This is a genomic window from Paenibacillus sp. J53TS2 (assembly GCF_018403305.1).
GTDB lineage: Bacteria > Bacillota > Bacilli > Paenibacillales > Paenibacillaceae > Fontibacillus > Fontibacillus rhizolycopersici.
Genome location: NZ_BOSK01000007.1, coordinates 258312 through 281640 on the forward strand (window position 1 = coordinate 258312; position 23329 = coordinate 281640).

16 protein-coding genes are annotated in these 23329 nt (G+C 55.1%); 2 read left to right on the plus strand and 14 right to left on the minus strand.

The features are described from left to right. Positions 1 to 12 precede the first annotated feature (12 nt). From KJS42_RS23310 to KJS42_RS16875, 14 genes are all read right to left on the minus strand, one after another. Positions 13 to 138, minus strand: a complete 126-nt coding sequence (locus tag KJS42_RS23310; RefSeq protein WP_272491392.1) for a hypothetical protein — start codon at positions 136 to 138, stop codon at positions 13 to 15. Between the two features lie 307 nt (positions 139 to 445). Next, a complete protein-coding gene (locus KJS42_RS16815; RefSeq protein WP_155606365.1) occupies positions 446 to 1429 on the minus strand; it encodes an ABC transporter ATP-binding protein in 984 nt (327 codons plus the stop codon). Positions 1430 to 1445: 16 nt separating this feature from the next. After that, on the minus strand, positions 1446 to 2255 hold the full coding sequence (locus KJS42_RS16820; RefSeq protein WP_193415609.1) for an ABC transporter permease: 810 nt from the start codon (positions 2253 to 2255) through the stop codon (positions 1446 to 1448). Beyond that, entirely contained in the window at positions 2252 to 3040 is a 789-nt protein-coding gene (locus KJS42_RS16825) for an ABC transporter permease (RefSeq protein ID WP_213623521.1), read from the minus strand. Before KJS42_RS16825 ends, KJS42_RS16820 begins: the two co-directional genes overlap by 4 nt. A gap of 454 nt (positions 3041 to 3494) precedes the next feature. Then, a complete protein-coding gene (locus KJS42_RS16830; protein ID WP_213623522.1) occupies positions 3495 to 5603 on the minus strand; it encodes an alpha-galactosidase in 2109 nt (702 codons plus the stop codon). A 7-nt stretch (positions 5604 to 5610) separates the two neighbouring features. Then, entirely contained in the window at positions 5611 to 7680 is a 2070-nt protein-coding gene (locus tag KJS42_RS16835; RefSeq protein ID WP_213623523.1) for an alpha-galactosidase, read from the minus strand. A 106-nt stretch (positions 7681 to 7786) separates the two neighbouring features. After that, a complete protein-coding gene (locus KJS42_RS16840; protein WP_213623524.1) occupies positions 7787 to 9379 on the minus strand; it encodes a response regulator in 1593 nt (530 codons plus the stop codon). Between the two features lie 6 nt (positions 9380 to 9385). Next, positions 9386 to 11215, minus strand: a complete 1830-nt coding sequence (locus KJS42_RS16845; protein WP_244868527.1) for a cache domain-containing sensor histidine kinase — start codon at positions 11213 to 11215, stop codon at positions 9386 to 9388. A gap of 227 nt (positions 11216 to 11442) precedes the next feature. After that, positions 11443 to 13128 (minus strand): type 2 periplasmic-binding domain-containing protein, encoded by a 1686-nt coding sequence (locus KJS42_RS16850; RefSeq protein ID WP_483311282.1) that lies wholly within the window; start codon positions 13126 to 13128, stop codon positions 11443 to 11445. An 89-nt stretch (positions 13129 to 13217) separates the two neighbouring features. Then, positions 13218 to 14114, minus strand: coding sequence for a carbohydrate ABC transporter permease (locus KJS42_RS16855; RefSeq protein ID WP_213623526.1), 897 nt, complete (start codon positions 14112 to 14114; stop codon positions 13218 to 13220). A 3-nt stretch (positions 14115 to 14117) separates the two neighbouring features. Continuing rightward, positions 14118 to 15011, minus strand: coding sequence for an ABC transporter permease (locus KJS42_RS16860; RefSeq protein ID WP_244868528.1), 894 nt, complete (start codon positions 15009 to 15011; stop codon positions 14118 to 14120). Positions 15012 to 15568: 557 nt separating this feature from the next. Next, positions 15569 to 17209, minus strand: a complete 1641-nt coding sequence (locus tag KJS42_RS16865; RefSeq protein WP_445259974.1) for an ABC transporter substrate-binding protein — start codon at positions 17207 to 17209, stop codon at positions 15569 to 15571. A gap of 147 nt (positions 17210 to 17356) precedes the next feature. Continuing rightward, positions 17357 to 19183, minus strand: coding sequence for a sensor histidine kinase (locus KJS42_RS16870; protein WP_155606358.1), 1827 nt, complete (start codon positions 19181 to 19183; stop codon positions 17357 to 17359). Next, complete coding sequence (locus KJS42_RS16875; protein ID WP_213623527.1) at positions 19161 to 20726, minus strand: response regulator; 1566 nt, start codon at positions 20724 to 20726, stop codon at positions 19161 to 19163. The genes KJS42_RS16870 and KJS42_RS16875 overlap by 23 nt, the downstream gene beginning before the upstream one ends. A gap of 251 nt (positions 20727 to 20977) precedes the next feature. On the opposite strand from KJS42_RS16875, the gene KJS42_RS16880 reads away from it, so the two are divergent. Beyond that, a complete protein-coding gene (locus tag KJS42_RS16880; RefSeq protein ID WP_155606356.1) occupies positions 20978 to 21949 on the plus strand; it encodes an ABC transporter permease in 972 nt (323 codons plus the stop codon). Between the two features lie 21 nt (positions 21950 to 21970). After that, positions 21971 to 22864, plus strand: a complete 894-nt coding sequence (locus KJS42_RS16885; RefSeq protein ID WP_155606355.1) for a carbohydrate ABC transporter permease — start codon at positions 21971 to 21973, stop codon at positions 22862 to 22864. The last annotated feature ends 465 nt before the right edge of the window (positions 22865 to 23329 follow it).

The following is a 23329-nucleotide window of genomic DNA, read 5'->3' on the forward strand; positions in this document are numbered from 1 at the left end:
TGATTTTTTTAACTAGGAAGGTATATTGACCTGCTCTTTCCAATTCTCTCGCTCAGGATCAACAGCCAGTTCATGCAGGCGCCCTTTGGCCTCCATCAATTTTTCACGAAACCCTTCACTTTCCCATACGGTAGACAATGACGTCCCTCCCTGGTTTTTAGCGTAAGGTCCATTCTCGCTCGCTGTAGATTTGGATACACCCTTCCGAAAGACTTTTCAAAAAGCGGCTTCTCACGCTTTGCATCAACAGCTCCATTTCGACTTCCGAACGTGCAGGTTTTAAAGAAACCGAAGTCCGGATGATCTCCGTTTGCTTCCGTCGGCTTGCCGAGCGAATCATTTCCGATATGTCCACCTGTCGCATCATCCATCCCGCCTTGTTCGCCGCTTCATCTGATAAGTTACCTATTAGCCTATCGCACATCAAAAAACAACCACACCGGCGTTAGGAAGCCGAGAAGCTGCGGATCACCTCTTCAAACGCCGGCTCGGCCATGTCAACGTCATCGATGTCGCCCCAATCGCTAAGCACCCGGATGATCTCCATCGTCCCGATCTCATGCCGGTTCGCTTCGACAACTACGGTGTCTTCCTCGGTGCCCGTCACCCGAAACGGCAGTCTCCCCGCCTCCGCCTCCTCCGGTACCCGGAACGGTCCGCGGAACTTGACGCGAATCACCGTCGGCAAGCCGATCTGTTCCCGCAGTGCCGGGATCGTGCCGTCATAGGTCAGCCTGCCTTGATCGATGACCATCACGCGGTTGCAGAGTTGCTCGATGTCGTCCATGTCGTGGGTCGTGAGCAGGATCGTTTTGCCGAAATCGCGGTTGAGCTTCAGCAAAAACTGCCGGATATTCCGCTTGGCATGCACATCCAGGCCGATCGTCGGCTCGTCCAGGAACAGCAGTTCCGGGTCATGCAGCATTGCCGCCGCGATGTCAGCCCGCATCCGTTGACCCAGGGACAGCTTGCGGACCGGGGTTAACCAGAACTCGTGCAGATCCAGCAACTCACCGAATTGGTCCAGGCGCTGCGCCTTCTCGGCACTGCTGACGCCATACATCTCCGCGAGAATATCGTAGGAATCCTTCACCGGTAAATCCCACCACAGCTGGCTGCGCTGCCCGAAAACCACGCCTAGTTGACGCACGGCCTGCCGCCGATCCCGGTGCGGGTTGACGCCGCCGACCCTCACCTCCCCGGAGGTCGGGTGCAGAATACCGGTGAGCATTTTAATCGTCGTCGATTTGCCCGCCCCGTTAGGCCCGATATATCCGACGAACTCCCCGCGCTCGACCTGGAAGCTGATCCCGCACACCGCCTCCTTCAACCGATATTCCCGCGAAAACAACGTGCGGAGTCCGGAAAATCTCCCTTCGCGTACGACAGGCGTCTTGAAATCCTTCGTTAAGTTATGAACTTCAATCATCTTCGTCCCCCTCCCCTTAGCTTCCCGTACTCTGGTACTTCGTGATGCCAAAACGCCAAAACCGCAGGCTGGCGAATAAGCAGATGGCCGCTATACCAGCCGTTGCCGCGAGCACCCACGGTCCCAAGTCGCCGCGCAACAGGTACAACGACGGCACGTAGTTGACGAATCCGACCGGAATGGCGAACAACAGCAGCGAAGACATCCATTTCGGATACAAGGTCAGCGGATATTGCGCCGCAGTGCGGGCCGCATCTTCCGTTATGTTCTGCAGCTCGACGATCCGGGTGGTCCAGAAGCCCAGCGTAGCAGTAGCCAGCCCGATCGAGAACAGGATGACCGCCCCCGTCAGGATGATGAACAACGTCGCGATCCCAGCGGTCCAACCGACTTGTCCGCTACGCATCATCGCTCCGAGCGCCCAGCTCAGAATGAACCCGCCCTGCAGCAGCTCGGCGGGCATCAGCCGGAACTTCTGCGGCATTAACGCGAACAGTACCGGAATCGGCCGGGTAAGCAACTGGTCGAGCTCACCGCCGACGAGGTATTTTTCCAGATGGTGCACTTCGTCGGCAAACGTGCGGTAGATCGTCTTTGATAATGTCATCACCGCGAACAGGTACCCAATCTCGTACACCGACCACCCTCGGATCGCGCCGAACCGGTCCAACACGATCGCGACCATCAGAAATTCGGAGATTTGAACCAACGCAGCCAGCAAGGTGCCGACAACAAAGTTGAATTTGTATTGCATTCGGCTGCGGATGGTGGTGCGAACGAGCAGCCCGTAGAGTCTTAGCCAGGAGCGTAATTTTGCTGGGTTCATCCTCCTTGCACCTCCACCTTTCGCCGCATCAGCCGGGTAGCCAAGAGGCATAGCAACGTCATCAAGGCGCACCAAAATACCGTTCCCCATAACGCGAAGACGCTACCGTTTCCAAGATATAACGTTGTCGGTACATACAGCAAATAAGGGTACGGCGTAAGCCAAGCAAAGGATTCGAGCCAGCCGGGGAGCCATTCCAGCGGTATAAAGAAGCCGGCGAGCAAATTGACCAGCGCGTGATGCCCCCAATACAACCAGGACGACTCGGTGGTCCATAAAGCGCTGATCCCGATGAGATAATTGATGCAAATGGATAAGTAGGAGGCTCCAAGCAAGCCGGCGACGGTGAACAGTACGGCGATTCCATCGCCCGGAACCGGTAAGGAGAAGACGAAAAAATACAGGAGATAAATCGGGATGGATTTGTACACGAGCTGGTAGGCGATTTGCCCCCATTCCTTGGACATCATGTGGGTGAACAGGTGAATGGGCCGCATCAGATCCAGGGCAATTTGCCCGGTCCTGACGGATTGCGGAATACCAAGGCCGTTCGTGATGAAGCTGGTGACCCAGAGGGCGGACTGCGTAAAGGCGATGTAAGCGACCATGCCTTGCGTTCCGTAGGTTCCCAGCGAGTGGTCCCGGCCCAGCCCGATCCAGATGCACGCGTACATGAAGCCGAACATGGCGCTTGCGATATTATGCACCAGGTGGGCTCCGCGGTACTGCACATTGCGGGCGTAGGCTTTGGAAGCCAGGGTGAAATAAAGCCCAGGGTTAAACATCTGACACCTCCGATAAGCATGTTTAGAGCGAATAGAATCGCTCTCCCGGACGGATATCCCGTCCACTTCAGTCAAGGCGAATATAAGAAAGAAGGCCACTAGCATACCGCAATAATTCGAGTGTGGCAAGGAAATTTTTCCTGCCGGTATCATTCTCTCCTTGCCCACCACAATCCTGGATGCAAGATGACACCCAGCCAAGAACAGGCAACGAATATATGCGAAAATTCGAATAGAATGGAACGTTTCTGGCAATTTCAACGAAATGTAGATGAAATTTCATATACATTCTCGCCTCATCAGGTCTTAGGCACAGAATCTGTATGAAAAATCGAATAGAATGAATCATTTTTGCCGCCGTCCGCATTATGTATATGAAAAAACGAACACATTTCAACGCAAATAACCCCAGCCTATCCTCACAGTAGGCTGGGGTTATCCGTAAACAACAACGCTACGCTTCGCGGATCCGGTACAGCAGGCTGTCGAAGTCGCCGCGCAGCGGGAGCTCCAGCCCGATTTGCATCAGGCTCCGGCCGCTTCGGGTGCCGGGCAGCCCTTCGATCGCGTAGGATTTGTCCGGGATGAGCCCTTGCAGGCGCAAACGCGGCAGACGATCGCCAAGTCGTTGCGAATGCAGGAACGCCAGCAGCACGCTTTCCCCGCGACTTTCGTCCACGTACTGGACCGCGGTTACGCCCAGGTGACCCAGCGAATCCAGCCGATACTGGTCGCCGAACTGCACCAGCGGACGGATCGCTTTGTGTTGCCGGACGAATCCGGCCGCCTCTTCGAGCTCCGCATCGCTCCAATGATTCAGGTTCGCGCCGATGCCCAGCGTCCCCATCATCGCGCTGTGGAACCGGTACGGCAGCGACAGAACGCGGCGGTTCATCCCGGTGGGCGACTCGGTCACCCAGCAGGTCATCATCTTCGGCGCGTACACATAGGAGAAGCCCTCCTGGATGCTCAGCCGATCAAACGCATCGGTGTTATCGCTCGGCCAGGCCTGGTCGGCATAACGGAAGATGCCAAGATCGATCCGCGAGCCCCCGCCGGCACAGGTCTCGAATTCCACGTGCGGAAAGCGGCGGCGCAGCTCGGCCCAGATCTCATACAGGCTCTGCACATGGCGAATCCAGATCTCCTTCTGGCGGTTCAGCGGATGGTCCTTCATCCCCGGCTCGGTCACCGTCCGGTTCATGTCCCATTTGATGAACTTGATCTGATGCTGACTAAGCAGGTCGGTCATGAACTCCAGGATATAGCTTTTCACCTCCGGCTTGGAGATGTTTAAGAGTAGCTGATTGCGCAGCTCCGTCCGGCCTCGAGTCGGAAAATGATACACCCAATCCGGATGGCTCCGGTACAAGTCGCTGTCCGGATTCACCGCTTCGGGCTCCACCCAGATCCCGAACTCCATGCCAAGTTCATGCACCCGTTCGATCAGTTCGCCAAGCCCGTTCGGGAACTTCTCCCGGTTGACGACCCAATCGCCGAGTCCGGCGCGGTCGTGGTTACGCGCCCCGAACCAGCCGTCGTCAACGACGAACAACTCGACGCCCAGCTTGGCCGCGCGCTCCGCCAGGGCCATTTGGTCCTGCGCGTTCACATCGAAATACGTCGCTTCCCAAGAGTTGTACAGCACCTTGCGCGGCTCTCGGCTCGGCAACACATCATCGTGTTGATAGCGGTGCAACTGCCGGCTCATCCCGCCGAACCCGGCGGTGCTGTAACCACCGATGAATGCAGGTGCCTCGAACGATTCGCCGGGGCCAAGCTGCCACGTGCTGTCGAAGTCGTGGATGCCGCCGGTCACGCGAACGTGACCAAACGCGGTTTGTTCAGCGACGATCTTCCAGTTACCGCTCCACGCCAGTGCCCCAAACCAGACGTCGCCTCGTTCCTCCGTCGCCGTCCCATCCTCGACGGCAAACCATGGATTGGCATGGCCGTCGGTAAAGCCGCGCCGCGATTCCAGCACCTTTTTTCCCTCGGATAGGAAGGTACGACGCAGTTGAAATTCGCCTGCCCATTTACCGGTAACATGCGTGAACCGGTAGTCCCGTAACACCGGCATCGTCCAGGCCGCCGACTGGATCGTCTCCAGCAGCACCGGCGCGTCGCCTAAATTCACGAAGCTAACAGTTCGTTCCAGCACGTCGTGCTCGGAAATCGCCGCGTAGCTCAAACGGACCTCCAACGGGTACACTTCGTCCCGAAACGTGAGGGTCAGCGTTTCTTTCCCGCTCTGCCGATCCACCAGATACCCGGTATATTGCGGACAGAAATCACGCACCCCGTCGGGCCAAGTCACTTTCAGCGACGGCTCGACATACCCGACGCCGCCCCAGAAGCTGTACTCCTCCGCTTCCCGTTCGATTTCCGCGTCGAAGGAGCTGTGCCCCCGCGTCCCGAGCAGCGGCAACGCCTCCGACGGATCAATAGGCGCTCCCCAGTACAAATGCTGGAGCCGCCCCTTCTCGTTTAAGCCAAACACATAGGAGCTGCCATTCGTTTGTAAGGCGAATAATCGGTTTAGTTCATCTACCCAAATAGCCATGTTCTGATCACCGTCCGCTGAGTTTAAGTATTTTGGCTTCCGCCGGCTCCAGGTCAACGACCAATTCGCCTATGGTTTCCTGCTCCGTGCCTTCCCACAAATCGACCACCTGATATCGCGTGTTCGGATCAAGCCCCGCCCGCGACAGAGATACGGTCTTCCGTGCTGCTGTCGTCCCGTCAAAGTTAAACACCGCGATATACAGCGCTTCGCCGGGAGCATCCGACACGAACACATCGGCCGCCCGGTCGCCGAACCCCCACTCCAACGGCCGGAAAGTTCGTCCCATGCGCGCCACGTCCATCACCGCGCGGTTGCCGAGCCAGGCTCTGGCGCGCTCCGCCGCCCCTTCCTTGCGGAAGTCGTCGCCAAGCAGCAGTAACGTTCCGGCGAGGGTCGCCGCTGTCAACCGGCTCCGCCCTTCCTGGTAGCCTGTTGCTTCCTGGTTAAAGCTTTTGTACAGCACCGTGTGGTCCGGGTCGTTGAAACGATAAAGCGAATCGTTCATCCACCAGCCATAGGTCAGCGAATTCAGCAAATATTCGGTATCGCCGATTTGTCCGAACACGTCGCAGGAAATGCGGCGGCTGTGAGCAAAGGCGTACGGAAAGAGCGGCGCGATCGACAGATTGATGAAGAACGGCCGTCCCGCCGCCTCCGGCGACAGCTTCGCTGCCAAATAAGATAAGCCGTGGCGGTATGCGGCGATTCCGGTCGTGATGGCCGGGTCATCATGCTTCCCTTCCAGCGCCCCATGCGCCATGAAGTCCAGCTTGATGTATTCGAAGCCTTCGCGGATCACCTTCTCCGTAAACCAGTCGATGCGCCGCAAAGCCCCGGGATGTGTCGGATCGATCGCCAGACCGCCGGCGATGTCCGCCACGATCTCCCCCTCCGCATCGCGGAGCAGAATCTCGCCATAGGTATACTTGCCGTCCGTACCCTCCACTTCGCGGCCGAATTGCTCCGGTCCGCCCCAGAATGCAAAGGGCGTCCAATACGTGCCCGGCTTGTGCCCGTTTGCCCGCACCCGTCGCAACGCATCGGCCATTTCCTCCGCCGTCAGCCGGTCCCAGAACGCATCGAAATTGATGTAAAGCGCACCGTCGCTCTCAAACCCCAAAGGCTGTACCTCGCGTTTCAAAAAATCACTCGTCGATACATACAACTCGTAATCCAACGTGCTCATCGCCGCCGACCAGCTGTTCCAGCCAAAAGGCACGCCGCCCTCCCATTTCAGCGGTGGTTCGACCGCCGCGTTGGCTCGGCCGTACGCCTCCAACCCCTCGCGGTAGTCGTCGTAATACCCCGCGAATACGAGCGGGGATGCGACCCGGGGGCCGTGAACATAACCGTGCGGCTGCGTATCGCGCGTCATCTCGCTTGTCGCCCCGGCATACAGCTCGAAGTCGTCCAGCTTGTCAGGTTGTTCGCTTCGAATTCGGATGCCGGTCTTCCACACGTCATGGGATACTGAACCGGTCACGAACCCCTGTCGGCTCCCCGGATAGAAGAGCACTGCCGCTTCGTAGCTTTCCGTCTCCCAAGGCAGCGCCTTGGCGATGTAGCGTACCCATTTATCGTTGTCGTAAGGGATGCGAAGGGCATGCAGCTGGTCCTCCCCGAATAGCCCGTTACCAGAGTCTTTTTCGATCTCCAGCTTAGCGGACTTCATCACCGCAATCCGGTTCAGCTTCATATCGTCCTCGCCGACCACAACGACCCGGATCAAAAAGAACGGCTGCTGCTCATAAAGATAAAAATGTTGTTCTACCTCCGGCAATCCGGGTTTTTCATGCCGAACCACAACCTGAACTCCTTGGCCGAAACGATCGTTCAGCTCCTTCGGCTCCCCGTACGCCTGATGGCTCTCGTACATGCCGGTATGGTATTCCCGGCCTTGCCACCGGAATGCGCTATGGATCCCGCTCCAGCTACATGCGCCGCAGCAGCTAAACGCGAATTCGCCTACTGCCAGATCAAAGGTTAATTGGGCGAGCCCGTTCTCCAAACGCAATTGCGTATCCGAATCCGCCGCAAAGCGGACTTTTGCCGAGATCGATCCATCCATGGTCATCCAACTCCACTCCTTCTCCGCCTATTCGCCCTCATTATAAGATCGAACTCCAGAGGGTTCTATAGAGCGATGTTCCGATCGATAACGGGAAATGACTTTTTTGGGATCACCGGTAATCCCGGTATTCCTGAGGCGTGCAGCCGACCAGCTTCTTAAACAAGTACGTAAAATACGCCGAGGTCTGGATGCCTACGCGATCGGCCACCTCGTAAACCTTGATGCTCGGGTCGCACAGCAGTTCTTTCGCTTGCCGAATGCGGGTTTCCTGGACGTATTCCGAAATCGTCTTGCCCATTTCCTTCTTGAACAACACGCTCAAATAGCTGGCGTTCAAATTGAACCGCTCGCCAAGCTGTTTAACCGTCCAGTTGTCCTGCACCCGTTCGTCGATAAACGCGGCTACCTTCCGGATCAAATGGCGCTGCTGGTTCATCCGTTCCTGCGCCTCCACCGTCATATACCGATCCACGCACTCCATCAGAAATTCGATGATTTGTTCCGCGCTGCTGCAATCCAGCATTTGGCGCCAAAGCACGATATTCGTTTCCTGGTCTGCCTCGCCGCCCCGCCGAAGCGTTCGGATCAACTCGCTGAGGAAGCTCATGCCGATGGCCTGTACGTAGGAAAAAGAAGGCTGTCCTGACAGCAGGTCAATTACCCGGTTCATCTTTTCCCGGACGGCGGCAGCATCTCCCCCCTCCATTTGCCGGATGGCTTCCGGAATCCACTGCTCCCGTAGACGGTAATCATCGAACGCGCCGGCATCCGGCGTTTCTCCTCTCACGATTTGCCCATCCGCAATCAAGCGAGCCTGGGCCATACGGAACCTGATCTCCTTATAGCGATCGGGAAGTTCCTTCCAGTGGCTTACCGTCGGACTGCAGCCTATCGTTACGGTCGAGTCATGCTGCTCCTGCAAAATAACCTGAACGAACCTCAGCTGCTTCTCGATCCGCGCTTTGTCCTCTGCCGACGGGTCCAGCTGTAAAGCGGCGATTTCATCGGGAGACGTTTGCGCCAGCCAAACTGAACCGAACCCGGACAAGGCGACGTCGACCGTCTGGCGGAACAAGGCCGACAGCACGACCCGCTCCTCGGCCCGTTGTTTCAACGACAAGAAATGGTCCAGACTGAACACAAACAGGCGTAATTCACGAACCGCCGAAGGCAGCTCCATCAAGCCGTCCCAGGAAGCTTCCATATCTTCCCCGGGGACAAGTCCAGCCAGCAGATCGCTGAGGACGCGTTCCCGGACCAGGCGCTGGCTGCCGGACACTTTTCGCTTCAAATCCTCAGTCTGCTCGGCCAGCCTGCGCATGTTCTCCAGCGTTTCCCGCATCGTCGTTAAACGGTTTGACACTTCTTCCAGCTTCAATGGCTTGAGCACGTACCCTTGCGCCCCGACATGGATGGCGTCCTGTACGAACTCGAATTCGTTGTATCCGCTGATCATCAGCACTTGAAGCCGGGGAAGCAGCTCTTTCGCCCGGGCAACCAGCTCGATGCCGTTCATGCCGGGCATGGCGACGTCGGAAATCAGGACGTCAAATGCCGTTTGGCGAATCGCGTCCAAGGCCTCCTCGCCCGATTCTCCCGTCTGCGGCTCCTCATACCCGAGCTCCCGCCACTGGATGTAGCGCACCAAACCCTGAATGTTCGATGGCTCGTCATCCACGATCAGTACCTTCAGCAATTCCATGTCTTCTCAGCCCCTTCTTCGGATGATGGGCGGCTCGGTACATGCCGGAAACCGGATCGTTGCCCGCGTCCAGTCTCCCGCCTCACTGTCCAGCTTCAATGCCGCTTCCTCGCCAAAATATAACGCCAATCGCTCCCGGATGTTCGCCGTCCCGAACCCGTTCCCGCTGCCAAGGTAAGTCCCTGCCTCCAACGCGGCCAGCACCTCCGGCGCGATTCCTTGGCCGTTATCGACCACCGACATGGCAACGCTGTCGCCGTTCCGCCATACGGCGATGCGAATTGCCCCATCCCCTCTTCGTGTTATGGCCCCATGTGCGTAACAGTTCTCTACGATCGGTTGAAGCAAGGTTTTTAGCGTATACAAGGAGAGTACCTGCTCCTCGATGTCCCATTCGAGCCGGACCCGCTCCGGATACCGCAGCTGCTGTACCTCCAGATATGCCTTCACATGCTCCAATTCCTCGCGAATCGGAATCACCGCGACCTGGTTGTTTAACGTCTGTCGGTAGAAGGTACTCAACGCGTCAATGATACGGACCTGCTCTTCGTCTTGCGCGTCCAGCGCACGCCAGCGGAGCAGACTCAAGGAATTGTAGATAAAATGCGGATTGATCTGCGCCTGCATCGCCTTAAAGGCTTGCTCCCTCTCCAGCAAACTCGAGGTTCGGATGTCTTCAACCAAACCTCCGAGCCGCTCCGACATGGAATTGAACATCAGCTCCAGATCGCCAAGTTCATCCTGTACCTTGTTACGGATCGTTACGTCGAATTCGCCGCGCGATAGATCGTACATCCGATGCCCCAGCCGTCGGATACGCCGGACGACGTTATTGATAATCGTCGTAATCAGGAACATGGAGAGCACCAGCAGGAGGATCGCCGTCCCGGCGATCAACGCCAACAGGGTGATGCTCCTGCCGTCCATATACTTCATCTGCGTTAAGGCGACGACATACCAACCGGAGGTGAGAGGTTCAAGCGTTACGAGCTGTTTAGTCCCGGTCAGGTCATAAACGGCGGCCGCGGCCGGATCTTCCTTGTCGATCTCTCCACTCCTCCTGCCCTCGATCCCATCGTCCCCCTCCGGCCAGCCCGACGCCAGAACGCGACGGCCAATCTTGTCCTGTTCGGTCGTGGCCAATATGCGTTTTTCGTCATCCACAATGTACAAACTTCCGTCCTCGGCAAAAGGGTGCTTCAGCAAATTGCCGAACACAACGTTATAGTCCAGCAAGATATACACCATGCCAAGCGGCTCCCCAGCGCTGTTTAAAATTTTGCTCGTCAACACGATCCGGCCGGGATGTTCCGGCGCCGTGCTCCAGAACAGGAGCGTAGAGGAAGCCATCGTCTTCTCGTACCAGTCCCATTCGTCCAGTCCGGACAGAAGCCGATGCTGCGGCCGCCACAAGAGCCGTCCGTCCTCCACCAAGGTATCGTTGGTATGATAAATGCGAAAATCTATGATCCCCGGCAAATACTTACTCGTCAGCATGAAATTGCGATCCAGATAATCGACGGTATCAATAATCTGTGTCATGTCCGCATATTCCCGCCCAAGCCGGGCGATCAGCTCACTATCGGTCGCCGTGCGAATCGCCAGCAGGTCGTAGCTTTTCTTGCTGTAATCAACGTTGATTGCGGTCTGCTTGATCGATTCGTCAACGGTCGCCACGTAATTTTCGTGAAAGCTGCGCACAACCACTCCCATTGTGATGCCGCCGAGGATCAAGCTGGGCACCAGCAAAATCAGGCCGTACATAACGAAGATTTTCCTTCGGAGGTTCATCCCCCGGGTAAAGCGGATTACGCGGTTCTCCAGCCATACTCTCACGCTTGCTGCTCCTTCCCCTTATATCAAGAGTGGACCTTTTACTTTGCCGCTGCTTACACGAATTCAGAGAAGTAACGACCTCTTTGGGCCGGGCGGAGAAATAACTGCATGTAGGCAGTTATTATTCAGAACCCTCATAACAGCAAAAACAGGGCTGCCCCCGATCCTTGTAAAGATCGGGGCAACCTTGTTTCAGAGCGGTCGACACCGCTGCATAACGCCTGGTGTTAGCCGTTTTGTTCCTCGGCCTTCAGCTGTTCCTGCCATTCGGTCTTCAGCTCGCTCCAGTGAGCACGTTTCTCCAACGCGGCCTGGAACTCGTTCCATGCCTCTTCGAAAGCGGCTTCGTCCTTGGCCATGATCAGCTTGGCTTTATATTCGGTTTTGACGGCATCCAGCTCCGGCAAATATTTCTCCCATAAGCCTCCCGCCTTCGCTTTGACCCGGTCATACGGCTCCGCGACGCGGATCGTGCCCATTTTGCCGATTTTCTCGGTGAAATCGATCGTCTTCAGACGGCCCTTTGGCTCGGTCAAATTGTAGTTCCACCACGGGTACCATTCGTTGCTGTAGGAGGAAGTCATATATAGTTCTGGCGTGGTGCTGACCTTCTTCGCCTGATCTCCCGAGTCGTGCAGGGTCTGGTATTCTGCGTCCGTGTACTCCCACTTGCCCAGCGGACCGTCAACCCAGTCCCAGAACACGCCGGCCGGACCTTCGTTAACCACTTGCTGCTGCTCCGGTTTCGGCTGCAGGGTGTAATCGAAGAACTTGAGGATGGCGTCCAGGTTTTTCGTCTTTTTGCTAATGTAGACGTCATTTCCCGGGAACGGATTGATAATCTGGTTATACCCGAGCTGGCTTACGCCCTCGACCTGAGGATACGGAATCGTCTCATAATACCAGGCCGGCTCCGTCGGACCGTCGAGGACTTCCCACAGCTGGGCGTCCATATTAAAGAAACCGCCGGTATTCATCGCAATGCGCCCGGTTTTGTTTTTTTCCTTGTAGCGTTCCTTCTTGTCGGTCATCACTTCATGGTCCAGGAGACCTTCGCGGTACATCCGGTTCATCCATTGATAAGCCGCCTTGTACTGCGGGTCGTCGTAGATAAAGACGTACTCGCCGCCTTTCTTCTCCACAGGGATGACGCCGCCGGCCGCTGTCGTGGTCACGCCGAAGGTGCTCAGGATGACGTTCTCGTCGCTGGCCTCAGACAGGAAGCTAAGCGGGATCAGCTTGTTGCCGTTCGCATCCTCTTGCTCGGCAGCGAGCTTCAAATATTTCTCCACGCCGTCCAGCGTTTTTAGATCGTCCATCGTCATGCCGGTCTTCTCCAGGACATCAGTGCGAACGAACCAGCCACCGGAGGCCCACCCCGGCCATGGATCTTCCGGATGCTGGTCAAACCAGGTCGGAATCGACCAAATATGGCCCTCCTCATCCTTCATGGGCTCCAGATATTCCTTCGGAATCGAGGCAAGCCCTGGATATTTGTCCGGCATGTCGAAGTATTGCTCCAGAGGCAGGATCGTATTGGAGCGGATCATGGCGTTATCGACAATATCACCGCGGCCGAAGATCGCCGCATCCTCGAAGCCGCCCGTGTTCAGCTTCAGGTTAAGCGCCGTCATGGCATCGCCCTGCGTTGATTCCAACTGAAGATCGATGAACGGCTCATGCTCGCGCCAGTAATTTTGCACCATGCTGTTGTTGTTGATCATGGCGGTCCAGCCGAGCCATAGCTTAAAAGTCGAGGTGTCTTCGCTTGTTGCGGCATTCCCGCCTTCGGAGCTGTTGGTTTCTGCGCCGCCTCCGTTTCCCCCGCCGCCGGAACAAGCTGCCAAGGCAATCATGAACGCCGCAAGCGTGGCTGCCATCCATCTTCGAATCCAAGTTTTCCGTGAATTCAACATCGTTTCCCCCTTCATTTTTTGATTCAACGTGTGAGATTTCATCCAGTTGCTTGCTTCTGCCGATCCCTGATGTTTATGAGGTAACATCACCCCTTGACGGAGCCGATGAGTACTCCTTTAACGAAATACTTCTGCAAAAACGGATAAACGCAAAGGATCGGAATCGCGCTGACCATCACGGTCGCCATCTTGATCGACATCAGCGTCACGTTGGACAGCTGGGTGCCGCGGGCAAGCGATTCGATGTTGTTGTTCGAGCCTAGCACCGTCGAGATATTTTGTGCCGACAATAGCTGCTGGAGGAAGGTTTGCACCGGAATCAGGTTTTGGTCCGTGACGAAAAACGCCCCTGCAAACCAGTCGTTCCAATGGCCGACGGCCGTAAACAAGGCGAGTGCGGCCAACATCGGCTTCGATAACGGCAAGATGACCGACAACAGCACGCGGATCGGATTAGCTCCGTCAATCTCCGCGGATTCCACAAGCGCGGCCGGAATACCCTGAATGAACTTCAGCATGACGAACATGTTCCAGGCTGAAAACGCCCCGGGGACGATATAGACCCAAAACGTGTTTAGCAAATGCAGCTCGTTCAGCTGGATGTAAAACGGGATCAACCCGCCGCTGAACAACATCGTGATCAGCACATAGGTCAACAGGACGCCCCGAAGCGGCATTCGCTCGTAGGACAGTCCAAATGCGGCAAGCAGCGTCACTAACAGTCCGGCCAACGTACCGATAAGGGTTCGGGTGACCGTGATCAGGTAGGCATGCCGAATGACGACGTTGCCCAATACGATCTCGTAATTCGCCCAGGTGAACTGCCTAGGCCACAGATACACCCCGCCTTTGGCTGCGTCGCTGCCAACGTTGAGCGAAATCGACAGCATATACATGAAGGGGTAGATGACCGAAGCGCACAGGAGCAGCATCAGGAAGACGATGACGGCTTGGCTGATTTTTTCGCCCTTGGAAGTTTGCATCGTTTACCACAGCCCCTCTCCGTTAGCTTTTCTGGACAGCTGGTTCGTGCCGATCACCAGGATCAGGCTTAGCAAAGAGGATAACATCCCGACGGCGGTCGCCATCCCGAAATACCCCTGCTGCAAGCCGCTTCGCAAAATGTACGTATCCAGCACGTCCGCGACCGGCTGGTTGGCCGGATTCATCAGCGGGTAGATCTGATCCATCCCAACGGCGATCAAGCTTGGCATGCTGAGGATCAGCACGATCGAAATGGTGGGCATCATTCCCGGCAGCGTAATGTGCCGCATCTGCGCCCATTTCCCCGCTCCCTCCACCTTGGCCGCCTCATACAGCTGCGGATCGATGGTCGTAATGGCGGCCAAGTATAGAATCGTGTTCCATCCGACTTCTTTCCATAAACTGCTTGTGACGATCATCGGGCGGAACCACTGCGTCGATCCCAGGAAGAAGACCGGGTCGCCGCCCAGGTTCGCGATCAGCTGGTTCACCAGTCCGCCATCCAGCGTCAGGAAGGACTGCAAAATGTACGCAACGACGATCCAGGAGAAAAAATGCGGCAAATAGCTGACGGATTGGACGAATCGCTTGAAGCCGTTATGCCGCAGCTCGTTGATCAACAGCGCCAGCAGGATGGGCGCCGGAAACCCGAACACGAATTTCAGGACGGCGATGTACACCGTGTTCCGCACCACCAGCCAAAATTGATCGTCCTGCAGAAACGCAAAATTCTCTAGCCCCACCCAAGGGCTGTTCCATATCGTCGTGCCGATTTGAAACTCCTTAAACGCCACCTGGATGCCCGCCATCGGCACATAGCTGAACAGGAACAGTAAGACGACAGCGGGCAGAACCATAAGATACTGCCAGCGGTATTTTGCAAGTTTGGTAAGCACCGTATCACCTCTTGGGGTTCATTATAAGTCCACCATGTAAGCGGAACCATATAACAACGGTTGGATTTCTGTCGTTCTGATTGGAAGGTGGAGCGACTTAGTCATCATGTAGTTCCCCAAACCCAAAGGCACGATTTTTGTGGATAGACGAAGGCGCGTAAGGTGCAAATAGTGTGGAAGAAATGCGTTGTGATGCTTCGGTGTGAATGGTGCCATTGTGTGCGGTCGATGCGGGTAATACGAGCCAATGTTGCAATTCCTGCAACATTTTGGGCTCACCTGGAGCCCTAAGGCGTAAAATGTTGCATTTAGTGCAACATTTCATGGCAATTTGGGCCTTCTGCTCCAAAAATGCTGAACTTTATGCAGCATTTTAACTAGAACGCCCGTGGTCCCGATTAGAATGTTGCACAAACTGCAACATTTGCGCTTGTCGCAGGTTTGTGGCGGGGGTGGCAGGGGTGGAGGGGGTACGTAGGCACCTACTTCCCAAAAAAACGCGAGCCCGCGGAGGACCCCATCGTCCCCCGCGACTCGCGTCGCTCTGCCCTACTGCTCTATTCCCACAATTTCATGCGCTCTTCGTAGTTCTTGTTGTAGACTTCCTCCAGTTTCGGCAAGCCGGCGGCATCCACCTGCTTCATCATGGTGTCGTACAAGGCGACCAACTCCTGCTCGCTTGGAGCCAGGGCCATCTTCAGGAAGAACTCGTTAATCGTTTCGTTAACCTTCGTCTCCATGATCGCTTCCGGCGTACCGCCGGCCGGGCCAAGGCTATCGTAAGGAGCCGTGTCGAACGACGTGTCCGCGAGGTTCTTGATCGCGAGGTCGGTCGTCGGATCGTTCATGCCGCGGCCGATCAGGTCATACGGCGTACCGTCGGAGCCCGGTCCGTTCTTGATCGTCCAGGTCCATTTGCGGATCCCGGTCGTGCGGGAAGCTTCCGCCCAATCCTTCTTGAAGGCGTCCAATACTTCCTGATGCGGCACATGCTTGCCGTCCTTCATGTCCCAATGCTCGCCTTCCACGCCCCACATCATCAAATATTGCCCTTCTTCGCTGGCGAGAAAATCAAGGAACTTGATCGTGCGTACCGGATCCTTGTTCGTTTTGCTGATAGTGATGCCGTCCCAACCGAGCGAACTCTTTGGCCCGTAAGACGTTTGGTCCGGTCCAACGCCCGGCGCCAGCACTTTATATTGGTAGAACTGTCTCTCCTCCGCCTTAGCCGGGTCCGGGGCATCCGCCTTCAGCAAACCATTGGATGTCCCTACGTTCCAGCCCGCGTCGGCTGTGGCGAAGATATTCCCTGCCCCCAGCTTCTGCTCATATTGCTTCGTCTTCATCGTCACCCACTCTTTGTCGAGCAAACCTTGACGATACAGGGAATTCATATATTTCATCATGTCCAGGTACCGTGGATCGCGGATATCCTTCAGCAGCTTGCCGTCTTTCTCGTAAAACGGCATAATGCCAAACATCCCTTTGAACGTCCCGGTCACGCCGCTCATGTTCTCGCCGTTCAGCGTCATCGGGATGGTTTCCTTGCCGTCGATCGTCGGGTATTTCTCCTTAAACGCCTTCAGCAGGTTCTCGAACTCTTCAGCCGTAAACGGCTCGCCGTTGTTCACCTTATCTCCGACGCCCAGCTCCTTCATCAAATCCATCCGCATCAGGAAGCCGAACACCGGATACTGCTCCAGCCCGTACCAGTTGGCCAAATAGTAGTTCTTCCCGTCCATGCTGCGCGTCTTCTTCAGCGTATCTCCGTACATCTTCTTGATGTTCGGTCCGTACTTCTCGATCAAGTCATCCAACGGAATAACGGCTCCCGAGGAAATATACTTGTTCATGATGTCGCTGCCGCGGCTCATCAACACGATGTCCGGCAAGTCGTTACTCGCCAGCATCAGGTTAAGCTTCTCCGCCGGATTCCCGGTCGGCTGTTGGATCTCTACCGTCACGCCGGTTTTTTCTGTAATCGCTTTCGCTACCGGGTTTGTAAAAGGATCCCCCGTGTTCTGGTCAAACAACGTTAACGTGATCGGCGACTTATCATCCGCCGGTGCCTCCCCGTTCGTTCCTCCGTTCGCCGCGGGCGAATTCCCCCCGGCCGACGGGGCGTTCCCGGACCCGCAGCCTGCAAGCAGGGCGAGGATCATCATAGAGGATACCATGAATAGCAGCTTCTTCTTCATTCGCGTAAACCCCTCTCTTGTGCTTTTGCGCTTGGACCTCAAGCTCACCTCAATTGTAAAAAGCGCCACCCTGTTTATCCATAACGCAATGTTACTATTCATAGTGGAAAACGACTTTCATCGATTTGGCCGGTATTTAGCCCACGCTTAGCCCATATTCAGCCGGGTTTCCAAGTCGGACGCGTTCGGATTCAGCGGCAGGCGGATCGTGACATTCGTCCCGATTCCGAGCCGGCTGAAGATTTCCACGCCATAGTGTTCTCCATAGGCCAGCTTGATTCGGTCGTCTACGTTTTTGATTCCATAGCCGGATTGATTGCTGGCTTTGCTGAACGCTTCCTCCAGCCGCTCGCGGGTCATCCCCTGCCCATCGTCGATCACCTGCAGCAGGAGATCGTCACCCTCCCCCTTCAGCTTAACGATGATGTGGATGCCGGCTTCGTTCCAAATCGCATGGTTGATGCAGTTCTCGATAAACGGCTGCAGGATCAGCTTGATGACCGTCCGGTTAAACAACGACTCGTCCAGATCATAATGCATGTGCAGCATCCCGCGGAACCGAATCTCCTGGATCGAAACGTAATTTTTGACCAGTTGGATTTCCTGTTCCAAGAGGACCACCCTTTTCCCTTTGTTCAGCGAGATCCGATAATACTTCGACAAATGGCTGACCATTTGGTAGACCTGCGTGCTGCCCTCCTTCAAGGCGAGCGAGGAAATCGAAGACAATGTGTTATACAGAAAATGCGGGTTAATCTGTGCCTGCAGCGTCGTCAACTCCGAATCCTTCACGGCGATTTCCTTGACGTACACCTCGTCGATCAGCTCCTGGATTCGGGTGGTCATCTTCTGAAAAGCGTACGACAGCTGCCCGATTTCATCGTTGCCCATCGGTTTGCGTTTGACCTGGAAATTCCCCCGCTCCACCTTGCGAATTTGCTGCAGCAGCACCTCGATCCGCTTCGTAATCACCTTGGCCGTAAAGAAAATCAGCAGCGCAGCCACCGCAATCACGGTTACGGAAATCCAGACAATCCGCTTCGTCGCCTTATTCGTATTGGCCAACAACTCGTCATAAGGAACGGTAATGACCGTCGTCCAACCATTACTTAGCTTCTTGTACGTAAAAAAGCGTTCCTGACCGTCGATCCGCGTGTCAAACTTTCCGCCGGACAGCGTCAGATCGGCTTGAATCGGATAGACGTCAAACAACTGTCGCCCCTTCATCGCGGTATCTCCGGAGCTGATGACGCGTCCGTCGCTGTCGATGATGTAGACGCTCTTATTGACGTTTTCTTTTTCGATCAGGGAATAGATTTCCTTGTCGTCGATGTTAATCGTCAGGATACCGTAAGGATGCATCAAGCTGAAGTAACTGAGTGAGCGAGCAAGCGTAACGTAGGACGCCCCTGTCTGCGGATCGTCGATATGAGTGTATACCGGGCTCCCCGCCGCATTCAGCGCTTGTTGCTTCACCGTGTCCGGCAGCTCCTCGGTGTATTTGATGTACTGCTTATCGGAATATAACGTCTTGTTATCGATGTAAATCGTGATGCCTTGAATATTGGCGTTGGAGATCAACATGGAAGACATCGTACGATTGATATACTGGAACGCATCCAGATAATAAAAAGCTTGTTCGTAATCATTGGACAAAAAATTCCGCAGCTGCGCGTCCATATAAAGAATATTCGTCAGTTGCTCATAGTACCCCAGCCGGTTTTCGAGATTCGTATTAATCTGATTCAGCGTGCCGCTTAACGAAGCATATGTCTGCTCGGTGATCGTGTCCCGCGTGGAGGTATAGGAATAATAAATGAGCACGGAGCACGGAATGAAGGATACGAGCAGGAAAATAATAAACAGCTTGTTGCGCAGCCGCAAATTGGCGAACCAATGCTGCCTGAACAAAGAGATCCGCCGCATGACGGGGCTTCTGCCGTCCGTCTCCCTATAGATTTTTTCGATATTCATTGGGCGTGACTCCTTGGTTTTTCAGGAATAAGGATATGAAATAGGACGTGCTCTCATAGCCGATTTTCTGGGCAATATCCTGCACTTTCAGCGACGGATCGGCTAACATCTCCTTGGATTTCTCCAAGCGGATCCGCGTCAGGTAATCATGGATCGTCATACCGGTTTTATCCCGGAAAATGGACCGCAAATAGTTCGGCGACAGATAAACCTGGCTGGATAAGCTTTGAATCGTGATCGGCTCGTGAAACGTCTGGTCGATGATCTGGCAAACTTGTTGCACAAGCCTCGCGTTTTTGTCCGTGGATCGCTCCATCAGCAGCTCCAGATAATGCGCGGCTGCCCGCCGGATGGCTGCCTCTATTTCCTCCAGCGTCTGGCAATCGTAAATGGATTGGTAGAGGGTTGCGCGCTTGACCGGTTCAGCGTAGCCTTGCAGGCTGGGGCTGTGAAGCCGTTCCTCCAGGCGGGCCAGCAGATCAATCCCCCACTCGTACACGAGCGGCTTGTCGATCCGCAGCTGACGCACATTCGTGAGAAATTCGCCCAGAACTCCTTCTGCATCTTCGCCTCGGAGCTGCTGCAGCGCCTCCATCCACTCCTGCTCAGGGAAGGGGGGCAGCGTGTCATAGGGATACCCCGATTTGACATCCCCGGCATAAATGATCTGTCCCGGCCCAAGATAGAACCTTTCGTCTCGCAGGTTACGCGCCCGCTCATACAGCCGGGAGATGCCGGCAGGCCCGGTCTCTTCACTGTCAATGGCCAGCGTCACCGACAGCCCCAGCAATCCCCGAATCGTCTGTTGCAGGGTGCCCCACTGCTCATGCGAAACCCCCGGCTGGCTTCCGGGCTCAGCCTCGATAAAGATCGCAAGCTCGCCTTCTTGAAGTGCGGCGACCACGGCGTCCTTGCGAACGGCGTGGAAATACTCCTCCGCCACCTCCGGCAGGCGGGAAATTGCCGCTTCCCCCGTGCCAGACGTCTCCCCGCCGGTGAAGCGGTCTACGCTGCAGAGCGCCAGCGTGTAGGTACCGGCGACTTCCCGCCGTTCCAGCTTGCCGAGCGCGGCGGCGAGCTGCAACCGCCGTACGGCGTCTTTTTCATGGAGCAGTTCCTTCAACAGTTTAGCTTTGGTCATCTGGATCGATTTATATTTTAAACGCACTTCTTCACACTTCTGCTTCACTCGCCCCATCACCCCGGTGATCTCCTCCAGGTCCAGCGGCTTAAGCAAATAGCCAACCGCGCCGACGTGCAATGCGGATTTGACATAATTGAACTCGTCATGACCGGTCAAAAAAACGATCTGCATCCAGTCGTAGTATTCGCTGACCCACTTTGCCAGCTCCAGGCCGTCCATCAGCGGCATCTGTACGTCCGTCAGCACGATGTCGGGTTGAATGGCATGGATTTTCTCCTGAGCGTCCTTCCCGTTGATGCCGACACCGGCCACGTAAATCCCCATATCCTCCCAACGGATGAAGTCCCGCATCATCTCCAATTCCAATTCCTCGTCGTCCACCAGAAAAATGCTGTACATGTCCGCAAGCCCCCTTCTTATGCAGCCTTTCCGAATCTAATAACCGTAAGGGTTAGGCAGTTCCTTGAACTGCCTCCTCTTTGATTATAGCGCTTACATGCAGGCGAACTGAATCCTCCTTTCGCATGAAAGTTATTTTCAAGCATGATTCGATACATTGCTTTATCGACATTGAATTTTCGGGGGTCTTATAATTTTTTTAAGCCGTAAAGCTGAATGCCACGACTAAGAAACCAATGCGAGGTGCCGCTATGCAAACCGACTTGAATCTACGCGAAGGTACGGAACTGAAAATTCCGCGCCGCAAATTATGGCCCGTCTTTAAACAGCAAAAATATCTGTTCCTCTTGATGCTGCCGGCGCTCATCTGGGCGATCCTGTTCGCCTATACTCCCATGGCCGGATTGTATATGTCGTTCGTCAACTACCAGCCCACGCTCGGCCGATTCTGGTACAGCCTGTTCCACAGCGAATTCGTTGGGCTGCAGTGGTTCCGTTACTTTTTCAATAACGGCGATTTCCTGATCATCCTGCGCAACACTTTGGCTTCGACGTTGATCACTCTTCTGTTCTCGTTTCCGATGCCGATCCTGATCGCGCTGGCGATTAACGAAATCAAAAACGTCCAATTCAAAAAAATCGTGCAGACGTCATCGTATTTGCCGTATTTCATCTCCTGGGTCATCGCGGCCAACATTATCGTGACGTTGCTGTCCTCGGACGGGGCGGTGAACGCGCTATTGAAGTTTTTTCACATCACGAATGAGAGCATCTTGTTCCTGCAGAACGGCAAGTATTTCTGGTGGATCGTCGCGCTGGGCAACACGTGGAAGGATATGGGCTACAGCTCGATTATGTACTTGGCAGCCATCTCTTCAATCAACCCTGAATTGTATGAGGCGGCGAAGGTGGATGGGGCTAACCGGTTTAAGCAGATTCGTTTTATCACGCTCCCGCATCTGAAGCCCACGATCGTCATTCTGCTGATTCTAGCTATGGGCGGCATTCTGAACGCCGGGTTCGACCAGCACTTCCTGCTGGGGAACGATCTGACGAAGGACTACTCGGACGTGCTCTCGACTTACTCGTTCCGCTACGGGATCCAGAACGGCATGTTCTCGTACGCTGCCGCCGTGGGTATGTTCAGTTCGGTTGTCGCCTTTATCATCGTGGTGATCGTCAACAAGATCGCGAAAAAAATCAACGGCCAGTCCTTGTTCTAAACCTGGCATGGAGGAAACGGCATGAAAAACCATAAAACGATTACCGAGCATCTGTTTGACACTGCTCTATACCTGTTCCTGTCGGGCATCTTTCTCGTCACGTTCTATCCATTCTGGAACATTCTCATCATCTCGCTGAACGACGCCACGGACTCGCTGCGAGGTAACCTGTATTTCTGGCCGCGGGAGTTTACGTTCGCCAGCTACGTCACGATTTTCCGAAACCCGGAAATCTGGAGCGCGCTGCAGGTGACGGCACTGCGGACGGTGATCGGGACCGCGGTGTCGATCATCTGTATCTCCATGCTGGCCTACACCTTAAGCAAACGTTATTTGCTCGGCTGGAAGTATTTCTCGTTTTTCTTCGTATTTACGATGTATTTCGGCGGCGGCCTGATTCCGACGTATATGGTCATCAAGGCGCTGGGGTTAATCGATTCGTTCTGGGTGTTTATCTTCCCGGGCTTGATCGGCGTGTTCCTGATGATCCTCGTGCGGACCTTCATCGAGCAGCTCCCCGGCGAAATTGAGGAATCGGCCAAAATTGACGGCGCGAACGACCTGCAGATCTTCGTCCGCATCGTTCTCCCGCTGTGCGTGCCCGTGCTGGCGACGATCGGCTTGTTCCTGGCCATCGGCCATTGGAATTCCTGGTACGATTCCTACATCTATACGTATAAACCGGAGCTTAAGACACTGCAGGCGGTCCTGGTTAAAATCCTGAACCAATTCCAGACCGGCGCGATGATGACCGATGCCCAGCAGATGGCGCAAAACGCTAAACGCATCCCGGTATCCAGCGAAAGCATCCGGATGGCGGTCACGATGGTCGCGACCCTTCCAATCATCATGGTGTACCCGTTTGTGCAAAAGTACTTCGTCAAAGGAATCATGATGGGTGCGATCAAAAGTTAATGTGTGGGAATGAAGAAAACCCGTCGCGGCAAATGCCGGACGGGTTATTTGTTGTGGGGGGAAACTGCGTGCATGTGTGCATGCGCGCTTACGTGCGTATGCTTGCTTGCTGGTAACTCGCGAGTGTGAGCGGGCGGACGTTCCTCCACCCGTCGCCGAAGGGGCAAAATGTTGCATTTTGTGCATCATTTTGCGCTCGCTGGGCGGGTTGAGGGGGAATTGTTGCATTTTATGCAACATTTCTGGCCCCAGTCGCCGTGATGCGGTGGGAATGTTGCAGTTTTGGCAACATTTCAGCCGTTTCGGCGGTTATGCCCGCGAAAATGTTGCACTTTTCACAACATTTCTATAAAGCCCCCTAATCACTTTGGACACTTTCAGGCTAAACAATATACAATAAATATAGCTGGAGGTAGTCCGTATGAGAGTTCAGCACAGCAAGTTCGACGAATTAAGAATACAGGT